The sequence below is a fragment of the Luteimonas sp. FCS-9 genome, from assembly GCF_001014645.1.
GTDB lineage: Bacteria > Pseudomonadota > Gammaproteobacteria > Xanthomonadales > Xanthomonadaceae > Luteimonas.
Map to the genome: position 1 here is coordinate 54,761 of NZ_LASZ01000007.1, position 18,319 is coordinate 73,079.

18 protein-coding genes, 1 tRNA gene and 1 pseudogene are annotated in these 18,319 nt (G+C 63.9%); 10 read left to right on the plus strand and 10 right to left on the minus strand.

Translation table 11 applies throughout. The features are described from left to right. Positions 1–12 precede the first annotated feature (12 nt). The 7 genes from WQ56_RS08105 (at position 13) to WQ56_RS18060 (ending at position 7,419) form a co-directional block, all read left to right on the plus strand. On the plus strand, positions 13–1,071 hold the full coding sequence (locus tag WQ56_RS08105) for a nitroreductase family protein (protein ID WP_047136599.1): 1,059 nt from the start codon (positions 13–15) through the stop codon (positions 1,069–1,071). Further along, positions 1,068–2,207: a polysaccharide pyruvyl transferase family protein gene (locus tag WQ56_RS08110; protein ID WP_047136600.1), complete on the plus strand. Its 1,140-nt coding sequence runs from the start codon at positions 1,068–1,070 to the stop codon at positions 2,205–2,207. Before WQ56_RS08105 ends, WQ56_RS08110 begins: the two co-directional genes overlap by 4 nt. Positions 2,208–2,257: 50 nt before the next feature. After that, the gene (locus WQ56_RS08115; RefSeq protein WP_082132271.1) at positions 2,258–3,166 is read left to right on the plus strand and encodes a glycosyltransferase; all 909 of its coding nucleotides are present in this window, start codon (positions 2,258–2,260) and stop codon (positions 3,164–3,166) included. 10 nt (positions 3,167–3,176) lie between these two features. After that, on the plus strand, positions 3,177–4,274 hold the full coding sequence (locus WQ56_RS08120) for a glycosyltransferase (protein WP_082132272.1): 1,098 nt from the start codon (positions 3,177–3,179) through the stop codon (positions 4,272–4,274). Then, on the plus strand, positions 4,258–5,616 hold the full coding sequence (locus WQ56_RS08125; protein ID WP_047136602.1) for an O-antigen ligase family protein: 1,359 nt from the start codon (positions 4,258–4,260) through the stop codon (positions 5,614–5,616). Before WQ56_RS08120 ends, WQ56_RS08125 begins: the two co-directional genes overlap by 17 nt. Before the next feature lie 453 nt (positions 5,617–6,069). Further along, positions 6,070–6,555 (plus strand): glycosyltransferase, encoded by a 486-nt coding sequence (locus WQ56_RS08130; RefSeq protein ID WP_047136603.1) that lies wholly within the window; start codon positions 6,070–6,072, stop codon positions 6,553–6,555. Between the two features lie 57 nt (positions 6,556–6,612). Continuing rightward, on the plus strand, positions 6,613–7,419 hold the full coding sequence (locus WQ56_RS18060; protein ID WP_231583386.1) for a heparin lyase I family protein: 807 nt from the start codon (positions 6,613–6,615) through the stop codon (positions 7,417–7,419). 319 nt (positions 7,420–7,738) lie between these two features. On the opposite strand, the gene WQ56_RS08135 is transcribed toward WQ56_RS18060, so the two are convergent. Next, a complete protein-coding gene (locus tag WQ56_RS08135; RefSeq protein WP_047136604.1) occupies positions 7,739–8,263 on the minus strand; it encodes a DUF4411 family protein in 525 nt (174 codons plus the stop codon). Beyond that, positions 8,256–9,395 (minus strand): ImmA/IrrE family metallo-endopeptidase, encoded by a 1,140-nt coding sequence (locus tag WQ56_RS08140; protein WP_047136605.1) that lies wholly within the window; start codon positions 9,393–9,395, stop codon positions 8,256–8,258. Before WQ56_RS08140 ends, WQ56_RS08135 begins: the two co-directional genes overlap by 8 nt. A 518-nt stretch (positions 9,396–9,913) precedes the next feature. On the opposite strand from WQ56_RS08140, the gene WQ56_RS08145 reads away from it, so the two are divergent. Together WQ56_RS08145 and WQ56_RS18065 are read left to right on the plus strand one after the other, a co-directional pair. Next, entirely contained in the window at positions 9,914–10,741 is an 828-nt protein-coding gene (locus WQ56_RS08145; RefSeq protein ID WP_156170433.1) for a hypothetical protein, read from the plus strand. Positions 10,742–10,983: 242 nt separating this feature from the next. Next, positions 10,984–11,358, plus strand: coding sequence for a SymE family type I addiction module toxin (locus tag WQ56_RS18065; protein ID WP_156170435.1), 375 nt, complete (start codon positions 10,984–10,986; stop codon positions 11,356–11,358). A gap of 157 nt (positions 11,359–11,515) precedes the next feature. On the opposite strand, the gene WQ56_RS18615 is transcribed toward WQ56_RS18065, so the two are convergent. From WQ56_RS18615 to WQ56_RS08165, 3 genes are all read right to left on the minus strand, one after another. After that, positions 11,516–11,968 (minus strand): hypothetical protein, encoded by a 453-nt coding sequence (locus WQ56_RS18615; protein ID WP_156170437.1) that lies wholly within the window; start codon positions 11,966–11,968, stop codon positions 11,516–11,518. A 2-nt stretch (positions 11,969–11,970) separates the two neighbouring features. Next, on the minus strand, positions 11,971–12,531 hold the full coding sequence (locus WQ56_RS08160; RefSeq protein ID WP_047136608.1) for a Panacea domain-containing protein: 561 nt from the start codon (positions 12,529–12,531) through the stop codon (positions 11,971–11,973). Between the two features lie 239 nt (positions 12,532–12,770). Beyond that, positions 12,771–13,397: a phosphatase PAP2 family protein gene (locus WQ56_RS08165; RefSeq protein ID WP_047136609.1), complete on the minus strand. Its 627-nt coding sequence runs from the start codon at positions 13,395–13,397 to the stop codon at positions 12,771–12,773. A gap of 174 nt (positions 13,398–13,571) precedes the next feature. Here WQ56_RS08165 and WQ56_RS08170 point away from each other — a divergent pair. Beyond that, a tRNA-Arg gene (locus tag WQ56_RS08170) sits at positions 13,572–13,648 on the plus strand. 50 nt (positions 13,649–13,698) lie between these two features. On the opposite strand, the gene WQ56_RS08175 is transcribed toward WQ56_RS08170, so the two are convergent. From WQ56_RS08175 to WQ56_RS08195, 5 genes and pseudogenes are all read right to left on the minus strand, one after another. Then, positions 13,699–14,382 (minus strand): Fic family protein, encoded by a 684-nt coding sequence (locus tag WQ56_RS08175; RefSeq protein ID WP_231583381.1) that lies wholly within the window; start codon positions 14,380–14,382, stop codon positions 13,699–13,701. A gap of 158 nt (positions 14,383–14,540) precedes the next feature. Next, positions 14,541–14,729, minus strand: a pseudogene (locus WQ56_RS08180) (winged helix-turn-helix domain-containing protein); the annotation flags it as partial. Between the two features lie 160 nt (positions 14,730–14,889). After that, positions 14,890–16,149, minus strand: a complete 1,260-nt coding sequence (locus WQ56_RS08185) for a DUF3526 domain-containing protein (protein WP_047136611.1) — start codon at positions 16,147–16,149, stop codon at positions 14,890–14,892. Beyond that, entirely contained in the window at positions 16,146–17,585 is a 1,440-nt protein-coding gene (locus WQ56_RS08190; RefSeq protein ID WP_047136612.1) for a DUF3526 domain-containing protein, read from the minus strand. Before WQ56_RS08190 ends, WQ56_RS08185 begins: the two co-directional genes overlap by 4 nt. Beyond that, positions 17,582–18,310 (minus strand): ABC transporter ATP-binding protein, encoded by a 729-nt coding sequence (locus tag WQ56_RS08195; protein ID WP_047136613.1) that lies wholly within the window; start codon positions 18,308–18,310, stop codon positions 17,582–17,584. Before WQ56_RS08195 ends, WQ56_RS08190 begins: the two co-directional genes overlap by 4 nt. Positions 18,311–18,319: the final 9 nt, after the last annotated feature.

The window sequence follows — 18,319 nt, forward strand, 5'->3', positions numbered from 1 at the left end:
TGGAAAATTAAGATGAGTGCTCTTTCTAAGATTAAACGACGTTTGAAGTCGTGTCTGTCATTGCTGGATCGATTCCTCTTGCGTATCGCCGCCTCAAGTCGATTTTCCGCGGGACTGTACTATCTCGTCGCAGGATATTTCGGGCGTGAGCATGTCGCCACGCTTGCCGGAAGAATTGCTTACAACCGTTCCCTGCGTGACCCGCAGGAGAGCTCAGCGTTGTTGCGTCGTAACGTGCATCGCCTCGAGAAGGGCTTGCTCATGCGGCCCAGGCGAGTCCCGTTTGCACTCAACTACATCGACGAAACGGTTTCGGCTTACGCGAGGGCTGCCGAAGGAGGCGTCCAGGGCCGCGAGTTGTGCTGGGCGCGTGACGTCCTCAATGAGTACATGGCGGTGACCCCTGCCCATCCGGCTGTGGATCCGCTCCGTGCCACCGTGCGTGATGCCGGCGCCAAAGTGGCGTCGGTGGATGCATGTGAGCAGATGATTCCCTATGTGCGCAGGATGGAGGATGCGCCCTCGATCACTTATGAGGATCTGCTGGGGCTCGCAAAGTTCCGCCGTTCGGTACGCTGGTTTCTTCCCAAGGCCGTCCCTCGCGAGATGGTGGAGAAAGCGGTGCTCGTTGCTGGCTACTCGCCGACGGCCTGCAATCGACAGCCATATGAGTTTCGGATCATTGATGACCCGGAGCTTGTGAAAGAAGCGATCAAGCTCCCGATGGGAACAGCCGGATTCGCGCATCAGGTTCCTGCGCTCGCTATCGTTGTTGGCAAGCAGCGCAATTACTTCAAGGAGCGGGATCGCCATTTGATCTATACGGATGGATCGCTTGCGATCATGTCTTTCGTGTACGGGCTCGAAGTACAGGGGCTTGGTTCCTGCTGCATCAACTGGCCGGATATCGAGGATAGAGAGGAGAAGATGGCGAGCTTCCTGGGTCTCGCGCCAGACGAGCGGCCCATCATGTTGGTCGCATTTGGCTTCCCTGACCCGGAAGGCATGGTGGCATACTCGGGTAAGAAGCCCGTTTCAGTGATTTGCAAATACAACTTCGAGGCAAAATGAAGCCGCTCACTATCGAGATCAATGGAACCGGAACCCATAACAGGGGAGCCGAGTTGATGGCAATCGCGATCGCCGACCGCATGCGGGCGACATTTCCGGGTGTGCGGCTCGTGGTGCCGTCGCAGTACGGCAGCCAAGCCGATCGCAAAAAACATGGATTTCTGACCACCTGGGAGTTCATGGGCAGGTTGGGGCCGATCAAGAGCGCCTGGGCAGCGATCGCCTGGCGCGGCCGCCCGGACGTGATCAGCCCCGCCGAGGTCGATATCGTGCTAGATGCGTCTGGTTTTGCATTCTCGGATCAATGGGGGGCAAGCCGCCCGAGAAAGCTTGTGCGTACGATGGTCAGGCCTTATCGGAGCAGGCAGCAGCTTGTGCTTTTGCCACAGGCGCTGGGTCCGTTCGAGCAGCCCGACGTTGCAGACTGGAGCAGGAGGATGTTCTCCCGGGCAAGCCTGGTCTGCGCCCGCGACAGCCAATCGTTTTCATGCGTCAAAGGGCTAGGAGTGAATCGGGCACTGAAGCAGTACCCGGACTTCACGGTCACTGTCTCTCCCCGCCTGCCCGCTGATGTCGTTCTACCGGAGCGGTTCTGCGCAATCGTTCCGAATATCCGCATGCTGGACAAGACTGGAACGGGCGATGCCTACCTCGCTTTCCTTCGCCACGCTGTCGATGCGATGCGGAAACAGGGGCTCAACCCGGCCTTCGTGCTCCATGATGCGGAAGAGGACCGTGCCGTGCTTGGGCTGATGGGCCCTAAGTACACTGATCTGCCAGTACTCACGCACGCTGACCCGCGCGTGCTCAAGGGCATGCTCGGTAAGGCCGACTTCGTGATTGGGTCCAGGTTCCATGCGCTTGTCAGTTCCTTGTCGCAAGGCGTCCCCTGTATCGGTGCAGGATGGTCGCACAAGTATCCGGAGCTCTTCCGCGACTTCGCGTGCCCGGACCTTCTGATCCCCGATTTGTCGAACCTTGATGCACTGGATGGCTTGATTGACAATCTGCAGAACGAAGTTTTTCGCGCCTCCGTTTCCACGGAGATATCCAGTGCCGCGTCCGTTCTCAAAGCGAAGACGGAGGAGATGTGGCGCGAAGTGGAGGAGAAGGTGAGGTCCGCCGGTCGCCCGTGAGCGGTGTTGGCTTTTGATGGTCCAATAAGGGGGCGAGCGGGGTTATCACCATGTCTGATTCATTTGATGTAAGCGTAATTATTCCGACCTACAATGAGGGCGAGAAAGTCGCGCAGTGCGTCGCTGCATTGCAGGCGCAGGAGTTCTCCGGCTCGTTCGAAGTGATTGTCGTCGATAATGGGTCGACGAAGAACCTTCCTGAGGTCCCTTCTGGTGACGCACGCTTCAGGATGATCCGTGAGCCGACGCCAGGGTCTTATGCCGCGCGCAATTCGGGGCTTCGTATCGCGCGCGGCCAAATCATTGCTTTTACGGATTCGGACTGCCTGCCGGACCCGCGGTGGCTTGAGGCCGCGGTCGCCCACCTGAGCCGCGAGGCGGATGCTGCGCTTCTCGCGGGAAGGATCGATGTTTTCTTCGCCGATCCCGAGAGCCCGACGCCGGTGGAACTTTTTGAACGGCGCTTCGCGTTCAAGCAGAAGGAAAGCGTGCGGCAGGGCTGGGCAGTCACTGCCAACCTGATCGTAAGGCGCGCAGTTTTCGACGGGGTGGGTGAATTCGATACGCGTACGTTCTCCGGGGGAGACTCGGAGTTCACGAAGCGCGCGGTGGCCGCTGGCTTTGCCCTTCGCTACGCGGATGAGGCGATCGTGCGTCATCCCGCGCGTAGCTCTCTGTCAGAGCTCAGCCAGATGCGCCGCCGCCACGTGGGAGGGTTCTACAGGCTGAGCAAAAGCCAGCCTGAATTCGCCGAGATGTTCTCGATGTCGGGTGTCCTCAAGGACTTCCTGTACCCCGCCAAGGGCGCTGTCCTGCTGGGCGCCGATCTGCTCCATGGACGGGTCGCGTTTGGCGAGGCCATCAAGGTCATGATGGTGCTGACACATACCCGTGTCTATCGCGGCTGGCTCAAGCTTCTTTACAGGTTCGGCCTCAAGCGCAGCTACGAGCGGGCATGACGAGCACCAGATGAAAGTTCTTGTCATTTCAAACATGTACCCGAGTGCCGAGCAGCCGGCGTTCGGCATCTTCGTCGAGCGCATTGCGGAGCAATTGGCCGAGAACGGGGCGTCTGTCGACAGGGTTGTCCGCTTCGATCGCGGGAACAAGGTCATCGGGTACCTTTCGTTCTATCTAAAGTCTTTCCTCGCTGTCCTTTTCTCTAGGCATGACCTGGTCTATCTACATTTTCCGAGTCATTCCTATCTTGGCGCAGCGCTGGCCCTGCTTGTCCGTGATCTACCGCTCGTCACGCATGTCCATGGCGCAGACGTTGCGCCCGACAAGGCGGGTCGCGCGAGAGAGAAGCTGATAAGGTGGGTGACTGGGCACTGCCTGCGCCGCTCGACGATGGTGATCGCTCCCTCCCGCTATTTTGCTGCGCTGGTGGCTTCGATTTTTCCGGATGTTCGCAAGAAGCTGCAGGTTTCCCCGTCGGGCGGAGTGGATGTTCGCCGTCTCCGGTACCAGGTGCCCACTACGGGGGCGAAGCTCCGTTTTCTGTTCCTTGGCCGGCTGATAAACGGGAAAGGTGTGCACTTGATGATCGAGGCGGCCGAGCTGCTTGAGCAAGATGATCCCGGACTGGAGTTCGAACTGGTGTTCGCGGGCGATGGCCCTGAGCGGGGTAATCTCGAGCGTGGCGCTGGGGGCCTCGCGCAGGCGAGCGCCCAGTTCCTGGGCGGCATTGACCCACATGCCGTCGCCGCGACGATTGCTGCGTGTGACGTGCTTGTGTTTCCGTCTCATCGAAAAGGCGAGAGCCTGGGCCTCGTGGCGCTTGAGGCGATGTCGTGCGGCCGCCCGGTGATAGCTGCGAGGAATGGCGCGATGGAAGAGATCATTAACGACCGGGAGCAGGGCTGGCTGTTTGCTGCAGGCGATGCGCAGCAGCTGGCCGCTGCCATGCGGCTTGCATTGCAGGCTGATCAGGAGCAGATACAGAGGATGTCGTTGGCGGCGCGTGCCCGCGCTGAGCTTTATTCGGGAGATGTCGTGGGGCGCGCCCTCGCGATGCTGTTTCGGAACGTGATTGGCGGGAGACGGGCTGATGCTGATGTCGATTGATCGGGCGGGGACCGGCTCCCGCGACGCGAGGCTACGCCGGCAACAGGGCCAGGGTCTGCTGGCGCTGTCGGCCGCGCTGCTTTTGCTGATGACACCGCTGTTGATCGTTGTGGACACCTTCAATGGCGCACTGCTGCGCGGGGCAGGCATATCGGGCCTGTCCCAGGCCGTCAAGATGGCCTATCTGGCGCTGCTGGCATGTTATGCGCTGCACACCCGCTCGGGCGTGCTGGTGCTGTGTGCCTGCATCGTCAGCAATGCGGTGTTCGTCCTTGTGCATTCCCTTGCAGATGTGAGTGTCGGCTCTGTCATGGACGATGCGCAGTGGTTGCTGCGTTTCAACATCCTGTGGTTGGGATACCACGCGTTCGCGCGGATGACGCGTGACGGGCTGGTTGATTCCCGCTGGTTGTTCAAGTGCTTCGGCTGGGTTTCTGCCGTGCTTTTCGCGAATCTCCTACTTGGTACGTTGGGGTATGGGTATTCGCAGTACGGAAAGAGCAGCGACTCGGAGCAGATCGGCGCGGTCGGCTTCATCTATGCTGGCAACGAAATGTCGTTCATGATTCTGCTGTGCCAAGTGATCCTGTGCGGCATGCTTTATCATCAAAAAGGCAGGATGGTTCCGTATCTGGTCGTGTGCGCGCTGTTTCTTTTGGCATCGGTGCTGAAGGCCACAAAGGTGGCGATCCTGGGGAGTGTGATCGTCGCATTGGCGTTTCCTGCCATCGAGATGTTCCGTGGAGCTCTCAGTTTCAAGATGTCTTCGATGCGCGGGCCGATCATCGGGTTCGTTGCGATTGTTTTGGTCCTGGCGGCTTCTCCCTTAATCATCCAGCTTGTGGAAAGCACGGGCCTTTTCAGGCGGATAGAGTATTTTTTCCACGAGTACGGGCTTGCGTTCGTGATCTTCAGCGGCCGCGAGGAATTTACGCGCGAGTTCCTTTCCGGTGTCTGGTCCCAGTACTCGGTGGTCGAGTATGTTTTCGGCCCGGGGCGTCACGAGATGCTGCTGCGTCTTGGTCATCCGGTCGAGATTGACGTATTCGATATCGTGGGGTCTTTCGGTCTTCTCGGCCTCCTCCTCTACTATGGCCCCTTCATCTGGGCTTGGTGCAAGGGTAGCAGGGCCCTGCTCCGCTCCTCGGATGCGCTGACGATTTCTCTTGTTCTGTCGTCCATTCTTCTGCTTGTCAGCGTCACTGCGGGCCATGTGATCTATAGCGGCCTGGCTGCTCCTTATCTGGCGGCTGCATTCGGATATCTCTTCAGTACTGCGAGCCCACCTAGCGTGGGACGGTCGGCGCGTAGCGAAAATGGTGGTGCGTCCCATGCAGGTTGATCGTCGCCGTGCGCCGCGTGTCCTTGCAGTCGCCTCTGGTGGCGGGCACTGGATTCAGCTACTTCGCCTGCGTCCGGCTCTCCAAGGGGCTTCGGTGCTGTTCCTCACGACCAGGGAGCCAAGTACGCGCGAAATGCAGGGAGCGGACTATCACCTCGTTCCCGATGGCAACATGGATAGCAAGGGGGCGTTGATCCTGTCCGCTCTCCATATTGGATACCGGATCGTCCGGTTCAGGCCGGATGTGGTCATATCTACGGGTGCAGCTCCCGGCTACATCGCTATCGTTTTCGGGAAGTTGCTGGGAGCCCGTACGATCTGGATCGACAGCATCGCAAACTCTGAAGAACTTTCCCTGGCCGGAAGAAAGGCTAGGCGCTGGGCGGATCACTGGTTGACGCAATGGCCAGAGCTTGCCAGGCCGGAGGGTCCGTTCTACGTAGGGGCAGTGTTGTGATCTTCGTGACGATAGGGACGCAGCTACCGTTCGACAGGCTAATAGAGGCGGTAGACCAGGCGATAGCCCGGACCGGCATCTCCGGCTTCGCGCAGATTGGCCCAGGTAGTTATATCCCGTCCAACGTTCGGCATGAGCGTTTTGTTGATGCCGACAGGTTCGAGGAGTTGGTTTCCCATGCCAGTTGCATCGTGTCCCATGCCGGCATGGGCAGCATAATTTCCGCCATGCGCTATGCCAAGCCAGCGATTCTTATGCCAAGAATGGCTGCTCTGGGTGAGCACCGTAACGACCACCAGCTTGCGACAGCGCGTCGCTTCCGGGACCACGCGTTGATCAGGATCGCGAATGACGCCGACGAGATCATTGCGGCGTATCGTGAGATCCAGGGCATGCGGATTGCTCCTGGTGCCGCTGTTTCCGCAGGTGCCACACCGGAGTTGGTATCGGCTATCCGTTCAATGGTCTTCGGCGTTGACTGACTGCTCGCTATGATCGCTTTCAGCGATTTGACATGCGCCAGAGGGCTTGTCGTGAGCATGGTGCTGGCGGCCTCCGTTCTTACGATCTCGCATTCCGGCTATGTGTATGCAACTGGGCTCCCGGCAACGGCAGCGTGGTTGAGGGAGGCGCCTTACCCTTATTCGGTGCGGGCTGAGCCGCGAGTGAGCGGAGAGCATATCCGGCCGGAGAGCGCCGAATATGTTTTCGAATGGCGGCGTGATGGGTGGGATGGGCGCCGTGCGACAAAAGGGGCCGAGATAAAGACCCGCCCTATGCCATGGATGACCGAACAATGGCTTAGTTTCGAATTTTTTGCCCCGCGTTCATCATTCGAGGGCGACTCGAAGTTTACGATCATCATGCAGTACCACAGCGTTCCTGATGTTGATCTTGGTGAGAAGTGGCGTAACCCTGTTTCTAGCTTGGTCGTTAGGAATGGTCTTCTTCAGTACGATTTCCGCTCCAGCGAGGAGCGGGTGACGCCTGAAGACTCCTCCGGGTTTCTGTATACGAGCAAGGGTACGCTGCGCCTCGGTAGTGTTCGATTCGATAGCTGGAACCGCGTTGTCATGTACCAGCGTTTCGACCCCCGGGCGGGGAAGATAAGGATCTGGATCAATGGGATTCTGCATGAGCGGGAAAATGCGGGAATCGGCTTCAATGATCGGCACGGGCGTTTCCTGAAGTTGGGCCTTTATGTGCCACAGGGTTCTGACTTGGAGCGGAAGGAAATACGGTTTAGAAACGTTCTGATATGCCCCGCCGCTCGTGGCGATGAGATTGACGCATGCGGGAGATGGTTTCGAGGAGGTCGTGCGCTCCGCCGCCAAGGCTATTCATGACTGCCTCCCCGGGTGGGGCCACATCAGGTGCCGTGCATGAAGACTCCCGCCGAGGCATACGCTTTAGCCACCTGAATTGTTCAGGAAGTGCTGGGTCGTCACCGCCATTTCAGTCGAGGTTGCGCCTCGCAGGGCCGGTGATCCGGCGATACTGGTCGGGGCCAGCTATCAGGCACGCACGCAGTTGGGCGGCAGACTTGGTGGGCTGACATGTAGCAGATCATCGAGAGCGCCTGCCGCTGGCATCGCAGCCCGGCGTTTTGAGCGGCGGGCCGCCCCCAGCGCTTCAATAGCTCAAACCGCCGACTCAGGCTGGCCGTTAAGGCTTGAAGACGAACGTAGGACGCGCGTGTGCGCGGAGCAGTTCGTAGATCGTGATCGTCTTCACATTGCCAATCTTGAGCGCCGCGTCGGGAATGGGGACTTCCTTCCGCTTGTCCGGCTGCGACAGCTCTTGCGTCACTACAACATGGCCGTGGGCGCGCGCATAGGCCAACAGGAATGCATCTGCGCGCTTGGCCTCAGCGAAGCGTGCCAGCGCAGCAGGCTGGTAGTGCTTGTCGGCTGCCGCCCAGCGCATGCAGTGGGCGTACTCATGCATCACGCCCGAATCGCCGACATCATCCAGGAAAAACCCGGCCGGCATGTCCTCGGCCCACTTGCGTGCTTCGTCGCCTTTTTTACCGGCAACCAGCTCTGCACGCACCTTACCGATGCTGTAGATCACGCCTTTATCGAAGCCTTCGTGCACCCAATCCCAGAATCCTTCGCAGAACGCGAAGTGGTAGTGGAAATTCTTCCCCTGTATGAAGACGTTGGAATCGATGATGTACTTGTCAGCCATTCTCGGCGCGTCCCTTTGCCAGCGTCACCACCGTGTCCGGCTTGACGTTCAATAGACTTGCAGCATCGCGCAGCAGCGTCTGACCGCTCATTGCACTCGCCACAATCGTTCGCGTGAACTTCTTGCTGTTCCGGATTGGAATCGTCACAAGCGCACTCGGTTTGCCCGTGGATTTGGCGCGCTGCGTATTGGCGGCGACTTCGTCGTAGAAGGCCTGGTCGACCAGCTTGCTGTCCAGCGCGCGCCGTGCAATGACAAGCTTGCTCACACGGAAGAACTTGGCAATCTTGTCCACGTCTTGCGGGCCATTCCATCGCGCCAGGAAAGCATCCATCGGAACGAGCACGTCCGCCGCGATCCGATTGCAGAGGCGCTCGACCGGACTTCCGAATTGTCCCGGCGCCACATCGGAAACGCCCGTCACCCCGAGCCAGATGTGGGCCAGCTCGTGCATGAGCGTGAAGACCGCGGCGACTTCGGCATCGCGACCATTGACGAAAACAAGCGGCACCAGCTTGTGCGCGATCGCAAAGCCACGAAATTCCTTTTCCGACAACGGACGACGCGTGTTGGATTTGACATAGCCCGTCTTGAACACCAGAACGCCTTTCGCCTCCGCCTTGGCGCTCAAGGCAGAGAAGTAGGAAGACGCGTCAGGACTTTTGCGGCGATCATCGTCCGTTATGCCAAGTTCGCGACGGATATCCGCCGCAATGTCGTCGGCGTTGCGTCTCTCTGCCGCTGCAAAGCGACCGACGAATGGAACCTCACCTGCACCCGCGTCAGACAGGTACTCGGCCAACCAATTCTGCTTCGCCAACACATCCTCAAGCGTCTCGTGAAACGCTTCGCTCAGCGGTTCGGCATCCTGTACTTGGCGAAGATCGGGAATGCTGGGTCGCGCCACGACAGGCGGCTTCTCGAGGAACAAATAACCAAACGGAATACGCGCCTTCTTCGCAAGCTTCTCGGCCTGCGGGACAGTCAAATGTCCTTTGACGATGCGTTCGCGATCCCCGTCGCGTTTTGCGATGCTTTCGGCGAACCCGTGCAGGGACTCGCCCGCCTTATCGGCAGCCCAGTCCAGCACTTCACGGGAGAATTCCAGCGCCGCCACGTTCTTTTCCGCCATCCAACTTTGAACGGTTCATTAGAGCATACGCGCGTCGCACGAACGAAGAACGCAAGCATTCAAACCCGCTGCTGACTGCACAAGATCAGGGTAGAACGCGAAAGGAGCCGCCTTGCGCGCATCATCGAGCGCGTGTGGCGCTCTCATCGGAACGCGGCGTTCCGATCGCAGTCGTCCAAGCCGTAGTGGCCTTGTTCCAACTTCGGAATTTCCCTACACAAGACCGCGGGCTTTCCTGACACAGTCGATCTTGACTCACAGCGCCATCCCATCGCAGACTCGGCGGCAAGGAGCGTAGAAACTCCTCAGGTAGCGGTCCCCACCTCCGTCAAACCGGTGGGTTTTTTGTGCCCGTGCACTTGCGGGCGCAGACCGACGCGATGCCTGCGTCGGGAGGGCGGCTAATACAACACCCCTCGGGGAAATACGCCCGCCGACTACCTGCGGTTTCTAACCTCCCGACTTCCCGTCCGCCGTCCCGCGGTGGGCGGGCCCTTCGATGGATTGAGGAGGTTGAGATGTCGAACCGAGAAGCGAACGATCGCGCCCTGCCGGGCTATGTGCTGAACGAGCCGGGGCAGTTGCGGCTCACGCAACTGCACGCCCATCTGGTGTTCCTGTCGCGGCTGGCACGGCCGCGCACGCTGGCGGAAGAACAGGACGATGTGCCCGAGGTGCGCATGGGCGAACTGGCGACCTGTCTTGGGTTGCTGGCGGAACAGGCGGCGTGGGTGCTTGAGGGGGTTTCGGGTGGCCTGGATGAGGAGCGCCCCCATCCCAACCTTCCCCCGCATGCGGGGGAAGGGGAAGGTCATGAGGGGGAGCGCGCCATCTCCGGGATGTCGCCGCAGGCGGGGCGGGGAGACGGCGACGAGGATGAGGCGCGCCCCCTCCCCAGCCCTCCCCCGCAGGCGGGGGAGGGAGCGGATCCCGGCGGCGGGAAGGGAGAGGGCCCCGGCGGCGGGGAGGGAGCGGATCCCGGTGCGGGGAAGGCAGCGGATCCCGGCACGGGGGAGGACGCCGGTGATGATGCGGGGGAGAACGCGCATCTCGCGCGCTTCGTCTACGGGGTGACGCTCGACCAGATGGATGCGCTGGATCGGTTGGTGCAGACGCTCACGGCGCATGGGGATGTGATCGCGTCGGGGAATGACGACCTGGCCGACGACACGCTGCCGGCGCTGGGGCAGGCGATCGTCGACGGCGCGGATGCGGTGCGGGCGATTCTCGAGCAGTTGGACGACCAGCGGCTCGCACAGGGTCGCAGGCCGCGCGGCGGTGTGCGGGAGGCGCGGCCGGCATATGGGGCCGTCTCGCAGCGCCCGTTGGGCGCCTCGCTGCACTGATCGGTGCGACTGGCCGGGCACGCGCGCGCGTGCCCGGCTCTTGCGATTGATGACGGTGCCCTTGGCGAGAAGTTCGTACCGGGGCCACCGAGGTGCCGCGATGCGCACGCTCGCGTCGTATGCATGCCCCACTGTCCGGCGGCACCGCGTCTGGTGCGCGGTGCGCCATGAAGGAGACTCTCCATGACCCTACGTCCGTTGGCTGCTGTCTGTTTCGCACACACGCGTCCGGAGGTTGCGCCATGAGCAACGAGCTGCCGCCGCGCTACGCGCCGTTCGTGCGCCGCCCCAAGCCCTTGCCGCCCGAAGCCGAGCACGCGTTGAAGCGCTGGCGCTGCCGGGAGGCGCCCGGTCCCCTGTCTCACGTCGCCGACGATGCGGCCCTGGACGAGGCCGAGACGATCAAGCCCCGCCGCGCGCGTCGGCCGCGGCGCTGTACGGTCGGGTCGGGCTCCTATCCCAGCCTTGATCGTTACCGGGGCGACGACGAGATTCCCACGTTGCGTCTGCGAGGGCTGTGGCTGGAGGCACTGGGCTTCACCGTCGGCAGCCGGGTGCGGATCACGACCGAGGCGGGTGTGGTGACGTTGTCGGTGGAGGGGGAGTCGGAGGGATAGGGAAAGCCCGTGCCCCCACCCGACACGCTGCGCGTGTCGACCATTCGTGCGTGCTCGCAGGGCAAAAGCGCCCGATCTTTCCCGCACGCGGGGGAGGTGATGTTCATGGCGCGACGGTTGTCGACAAGGCGCAGATGCGCGCGGCGCTTTCTCTCTGTTAAAGCGTCGCCGCATAGTCGAGCAATGCCTGTTCCTGCGCCTGCGTGGTGTCGTCAGCTGCGGCAACACAGCGCACCGCCGGCGCCAACAATGCAGCGGGCAATTGCATGACGATCGTCAGCGTACCGTTGCCGAGCAGACGCGCGCTCTCGACGCCGTCTGCGTCTTGAAGCCCGCGCAAATCGAGCCAGCTCTTCTTGCCCAGCCCACGGGCGGTGTCGAGCACGCCGAGATAGAAGCCCGGATAAGGTTCGCCGTGATCGCAAGGCGGTTGCTCACGACGCAGATTCGCATGGCGACTGGTCAACAGGCGTACGACATGATCGCCGCCGCGCACCGGTGCGAGCACCAGGAGGAACTTGGGCTTGTACTCTCCGGTCGCTCTGTCGAGATAGAAGCGCGAATGACGCAGAACAGTCCCCGGCAGCAACCGCGCAGGCGCCCCGGACACGCTTAGGCGCTCCGTGCCGCTTCGATGGCCTCGTAGTCGGCCGCCGCCTGCAAAACCGCTTCACGGTTCGGCGCATCGTCCGCGATTGCCAGCTCATACGGGATGGTGCGATCGCGCCCTTCACCCTCGGCCCACACCTTGGTCCACGCACCGTTCTCGGCGTGGGTGACGTCGATCATCTTCCCGGACAAGGTGCCGCGGTAACGGGCGGCCACCTGCTCCATCAAACGCAGCTCGCGCTTGCTGAAATGCGACGCGTCGAAGTCGATCCTCGGGACGACATTCTGTCGCTCGTAGTCGATGACCGGACGAGATTCGATGCGAATGGCAGCGGCCAGGTCGTCCTGCAACTCGTCCCATTCCTGCACGAGTTCGGAGGGCACCGGCCCCATTTTCCATGCCCGATACTCCAGGCCGGTCACACTACGGCCCGTCTGGCGGAAATGCTCGAAATCGAGCAGGTACAGCAGCTTGAACAGCTTGACCTTACCGAGCGCAACCGTGTTGTGGGCGAAATAGAGAATCGCCTGGATGAACTTTTCGCGGTTTCGGTTCTGCAACATACGGGGCTCCCCGATGTGCCGGATGCGATGACGGCCGACATGACGTGGCCGGTGGATTTCAATGACCGGTTATTGTCCTGCGGCAGGCGGATTCCGGTCAAATACCGCTGTTCAGCGAGTGCGAGCCGTCGGGGCAAGGGTGCATGGGGGAAGGCCCGTGCCCCCACCCGACACGCTGTGCGTGTCGACCTCCCCCGCGTGCGGGGGAGGTGGGTTTTGAACCCAGATGAGGCGCCAGCTCAATCCCGCCAATGCCTGCGCGACTGCGGCTTCTCCGCGCCCGACAACGCAACACCGGCCTTCGCGAACCAGCGTTCGGTGTTCGGCCTGGGAACGTCGCGCTCGGCGGCCAGCGCGACGAGGCCGGCCAGGCCGGCTGCGAGCGCGATGCCGCGGAAGTCGAGCGACAGGCCGCGCACCAGGCGCAGCGTGGCCAGGCAGGCGGCCAGGCCCAGCGCCACGCCGGCCATCACCTCGCTCGGCGGATGCGCGCCGGTCGGCACGCGCGACCAGGCCACGAGCGCCGCGAGTCCGGCGCCAGCGAGCGTGGCCGCGAGGCGCAGGACGCGGTAGCGCGGGGGCACGAGCAATGCGAACAGCGCTGGCCAGGCGAGCCAGGCCAGCACGGCATGACCGCTGAAGCAGGTGAGGTTCCAGCGGCGGATGCCGGTGCCCCAGCCGTAGAACGCGATCTTGCTGGCGGCGACGAGCGCGAGACTGCCGGCGACGAGGGCGGCCCAGTGCAGCAGGCCGGCACCCGACAGCCGCGGGGCCCCGGGCCGGACCCGCAGCCAGAGGGCGACGGCGACCAGCAGCGGCACGACGAGCACGGCGTCGCCGAGCAGGGTCAGGGCATTCCAGGGCATGGGGATCCGGGTGGGGGAACCGGGCGCCGATCACGGTCGGAGCGGATCGATTGTAGGGACGCGCGATGGCGGCGGGCTGAAGGGCGGTCGCCAGCGGCCAGGTGCATCGCGGGCGTCGCTTTGGGCTACAATCATCGGCCGCCCTCCCCGCCTCGCGGTGGTCGGCCGGACGACGCGCCTGTAGCTCAGCCGGATAGAGTAGTGGCTTCCGAAGCCATTGGTCGGGGGTTCGAATCCCTCCAGGCGCGCCAATTCGGTGACCTTCTGGTCGCACGATCAGCCCAAGTTGCGTGCGTCCGCTTTAGTCCACCAAGAGCTGCACGTAGCTCACATACAGGAAGCTTTGGTTGCGCGAGCGCCCTGTGGTCTCACGCAGCACATCGGCTGCCTGCAGGCCTTGGATGGCTTTCGCAGCGGTGGGGGGCGTGACTGACAGAAGCTGGGCCGCGCGATCGATCGTGATCCTCGGCATGGTGGGCAGCAGTTCGAACAGGCGGAGCGTGGCCAGCGTGCTGGTGCCGAGTTCCAGCACCCGTTTGCGATCATCGGCGATGCGTGCGGCGATGGCGACGATGCTTCCCTGGGCCTCATCGGCCGCCGCTTCCACGGCCTCCAGGAAGAAGGACACCCATCCCTCCCAGTCGCCATCAAGGCGAATGGCGGAAAGGCGGTCGTAGTACGCACGCTGGTGCTTCTTCAGATAACCGGACACGTATAGCAGCGGCTCGGGCACGAATTCCCACGCCTCCAGCAACATGGCGATGAGCAGGCGTCCAATACGACCGTTGCCGTCGAGGAATGGATGGATGGTCTCGAACTGGGCGTGCGCCAAGGCCACGCGCACCAGGGGCGGCAACGTGTGCTCGGTATGATGGATGTATCGTTCCAGGTCGCCGAGGGCCGGACCGACGGCATTGGCCGGCGGCGGGACGAAGCGCGCATTGCCTGGCCGACTACCGCCAATCCAGTTTTGCGTGCGCGGCAATGACACGATCCTTGGATTGCGGCTGTACTGGCAAAGCATTCTTTACCAACGCGCCACGTTATTAAAGCATCCTTTCTTAACGGAGGAGCTACCGTCGCTTCAAGTCGGCTTCGCGCAACGTCATTGGTGAATGTCTCACCGGCCCGCCCCCCGCCCCGTCAGGCATCGAAGCGATACCCCACACCGTCGACAGAACGGATCCAGTCCTCTCCGCCGACCTCGGCGAGCTTGCGGCGCAGGTTCTTGACGCGGCTGTCGACGGTGCGGCCGGTGACGATGCGGTGGTCCGCGTACAGCCGGTCCATCAGCTGGTCGCGCAACTGCACGCGGCCGGGAGATGCGGCCAGGCGATGCATTTACCGTCGGCCGAAGTAACAGCCGTGACCCGAAGGCATAAGCGGGCCTCCTCGCTTCATTGAGGGTTCGAATCAATGGGACGAGCGCATTCCAGGCAGGACGGGACAGTTCCCTCGATCCAGCATCGCCGCGGCGTTCGCCGGGACGTCCTTACCGTGGATCGGGCGAGAACGCAGGCGCGCGCGCGTAGTCGTCCGCGGTGAACGGCCGATCCTCGAACAGGTACCCGTAATAGAAGTGCCGCAGCTGCGCGTGGTAGGCACGGACGCGATCCTGGTAGGCCAGATGCGCGCGCATGTCGGTCCGTGCCCAGCGGGTCAGCAGGGCCTGGACGCCGACCGGCGGCAGCAGCCAGCCCAGGCGCTCGGCGGCGGCCGAGCGGCGCTCGATGCCGTCGCGATAGGCGGCCGCCATGTCGGCGACGCTGTCGTCGCCGTTCTGGTGGAAGGCCAGGTACCACTTGTAGTGGAAGGCCTCGCCCAGCGGCGCCGAATCGCGCCATTGCGGATAGCGCGCATAGAAGGCGGTCATGGTGTCCTGGCGCGGGATGTCCCAGGCACGGTTGACGGCCTCGCGCTGGGCGCGGGCGATCTCGGCGCCCTGGTCGACACGGATCGTGCGTTCGATCGCCACGTGCGCCAGCGCCGGCAGCACCAGCGCGATCGCGACCCAGAGCGTGGCCAGCGACGCGGCATTGGTCGCCGAGGATCCGCCGAGCGCCGCGACCAGCCTGGCCAGCACGATCCAGAACGTGAGGTAGCCGGCCGCGAGTGCGACGACGGCCGCGATCAGCGGGCCGGGCACGCGTTGGTGCAACGCGAAGCCGACGAACGGCACGGCGACGCACAGCAGCAGCGCGCCGCCGCGGACGATGCTGCGGCGCAGGTACAGCCGCCCCACGCCATCCGGCAGCGCGCGCAACATGCGCGCGCGCCCCGATTCGACGTCGGACGAGCGCAGGTCGTGGAACAGCACGATCACGAACAGCGGCAGCAGGAAGGTCAGCAGGAAGGCGTAGTCGAAGCGCCCGGCGAGCGCGAGCTCGGGATTGAAGGTGTCGCCGTCGTGGATCTGCGCCTCCAGCCCCAGCGCGCGGATGCGCAGCATGAACGGCGCGACGTCGCGCATGCCCACCGCGGCGAACGCGAGCGGCGACGGCGGATGCCAGGTCGGATGGAACGTGCCATAGGCCGCGGTGCCGGCATCGGTGGAGGCACCGTGGGCGGCGACCGCGGCCGCCAGCTCCTGCTGCTGCAGCGCGGCGATGCGCGCGATCGCCTCACGCTGGCTCTCCACACGCTGCAGGCCCGACGCCAGGCTGACGATGGCCAGCGCGACGAGCAGCAGCAGGCCGGCGGCGGCCATGCGCGAACGCAGCATCAGCGCGAGTTCGTAGCGCCACAGGGTCATCGCGAGGCCTCCATCCGGCGTGCGGCCAGCGCCAGCACCGCCAGCGCGACCAGCAGCCAGCCCAGCAGCACCAGCGTGCCCGGCAGCATCGCCGCCAGCAGCATGGATGCCGGCTGCGGGCGGAACGCGAAGGGTGGAATGGCCTGCCAGTGCGCGCGATCCACGCGCTTGCGGCGATCGGCGCCGGCATCGGTGGCGGTGTCGTCGGCGTAGCGCACGCCGTCGGCCTGGAGCTGGTTGAGCTGCTGGACCATGCGGTAGCGGTGCGCCTCGGCCTGCTGCAGGAAGTGCAGGTGCGCGGCCAGGTCGGTCTGCGCGGCGGCCATCGAGAGCTGGCGCAGCGCGATCGCGGGGCTCAGCGTGGCGAACGTCGCCACGAGCGCGTTCTGGCGCTGCTGGAGCCCGGCGCTGCGCGCTGCGTAGCGGTCGAACAGTTCGGAGGTGAGTCGCTCGCCCTCCACCGCCACCAGGCCCTTGTAGTTCACCGGCAGATCCTCGATCCGCTCGACGCCATAGCGTTCGAGCACGTCGCGCTTGAACGCCGAGAAGTACGGATCGTCGGCATCGTGGCTGTTGCCGATGCGGCGCAGGTCGGCGGCGATGGCGACGTCGGTCTGGAAGCGGTCGGGCAGCGGAAACGCGGCATGCGCGATGTCGGGCGCGATCCGCGGCACCAGCAGCGCGACGACCGCCCACAGGGCCACGAGCGCGAGCAGCGCGTCGCGGCGCCGGGGCACCAGGGCCGACACGGCCGCGACGAGCACGCACCACGTGACCAGGTACACCGCATAGGCCAGCATCAGCGCCAGGGCGACGGCGGACGAGGCCTCGGGCCTGGCCGCCAGGATCGCCAGGCCGACGAACGCCGGCAGCGCGAACGTACCGGCCACCAGGCACAGCGCGGCGAGCTTGCCGGCAACGATCGCGCAGGTCGAGGCGCCCTGCAGCATCAGCTGGCGCAGCGTGCCGCGCCCGCGCTCCTGCGCGAGCACGCCGTAGCCAAGGAACACCAGCACCAGCGGCGCCAGCACCTGCAGCACGAACGCCGGCGTCAGCTGACCGAAGCGCACGAGCACCGAGCTCTGCATCACGTCGCCGAAGTTGGCGGTGTTCTGGCGGTGGCCTTCCAGGAACATGCTGCTGCCGGTGAACGGATCGACGCCGGCGTCGAACGCCGCCAGCGCCGACGGCAGGCGGTAGACGAAGTGGCCGTAGTGCACGACGCGATGGGGATGGCGGTCGGGCTGGGCGTCGAATGCGGCCTGCGCCGCGGCCTGCTGCCGCGCGCGATGCTCCTCGGCGCTGCGCATGTGGTGGTGCGAGACGAGCGTGGAGACCAGGGTCAGCATCGCCAGCAGCACGATGCCGGCCAGCGCGGTGCGGTTGCGCAGCATGGCGCGCAGTTCGCTGCACATCACCAGGACGACGGCGCTCATGCGGCGCGGGACCTGCCGGAGAAGTGGGCGTGCAGCGCGGCCAGGTCGAACCCGGCGCGGTCGGCCTCGTACGCGATGCGGCCCTGCTCGAGGACACCGATGCGATCGGCGACCTCGACCGCACCCAGCAGGTCGTGGGTGACCATCAGCACCGAGGTGCCGCGGGCGCGCACCGATGCGAGCAGACCGTGGAAATCAGCGCTGGCGCCCGGGTCGAGACCGGAGGTCGGCTCGTCGAGCAGCAGCAACGGCACCTCGCGCGTGAGCGCCACGGCGATCGCGACCTTCTGGCGCATGCCCTTGGAAAAGCCGCCCAGGCGCTGCGTCCAGGCCGCCTCCTGCAGGCCGGCCGCACGAAACGCCTCGTGGATCGCCTCGCGGGGTGCGCGGCGCCCGGCCAGCGAGAGCAGGTAGTCGGCGTTCTCGAACGCGGACAGATGCTCGTAGAGCGCGACGTTCTCCGGCAGGTAGGCGAGACGGCGGCGCGCCTGCGCAGGCGCGCGGACCGGGTCGATGCCGGCCACCCGCACCTGGCCCGCATCGGGGCGCAGGAAGCCGAGCAGCACCGAGAGCGTGGTCGACTTGCCGGTGCCGTTGCCGCCGAGCAGGGCATAGACGCTGCCTTCGCCGACATGGAGGTCCAGTCCGGACAGCACCGGCCTGCCGCCGAACGCGACGCGCAGTTGCTGGACATCGACGATCGGGGCGTTCGGGGGTGCGGGCATCGACACGTG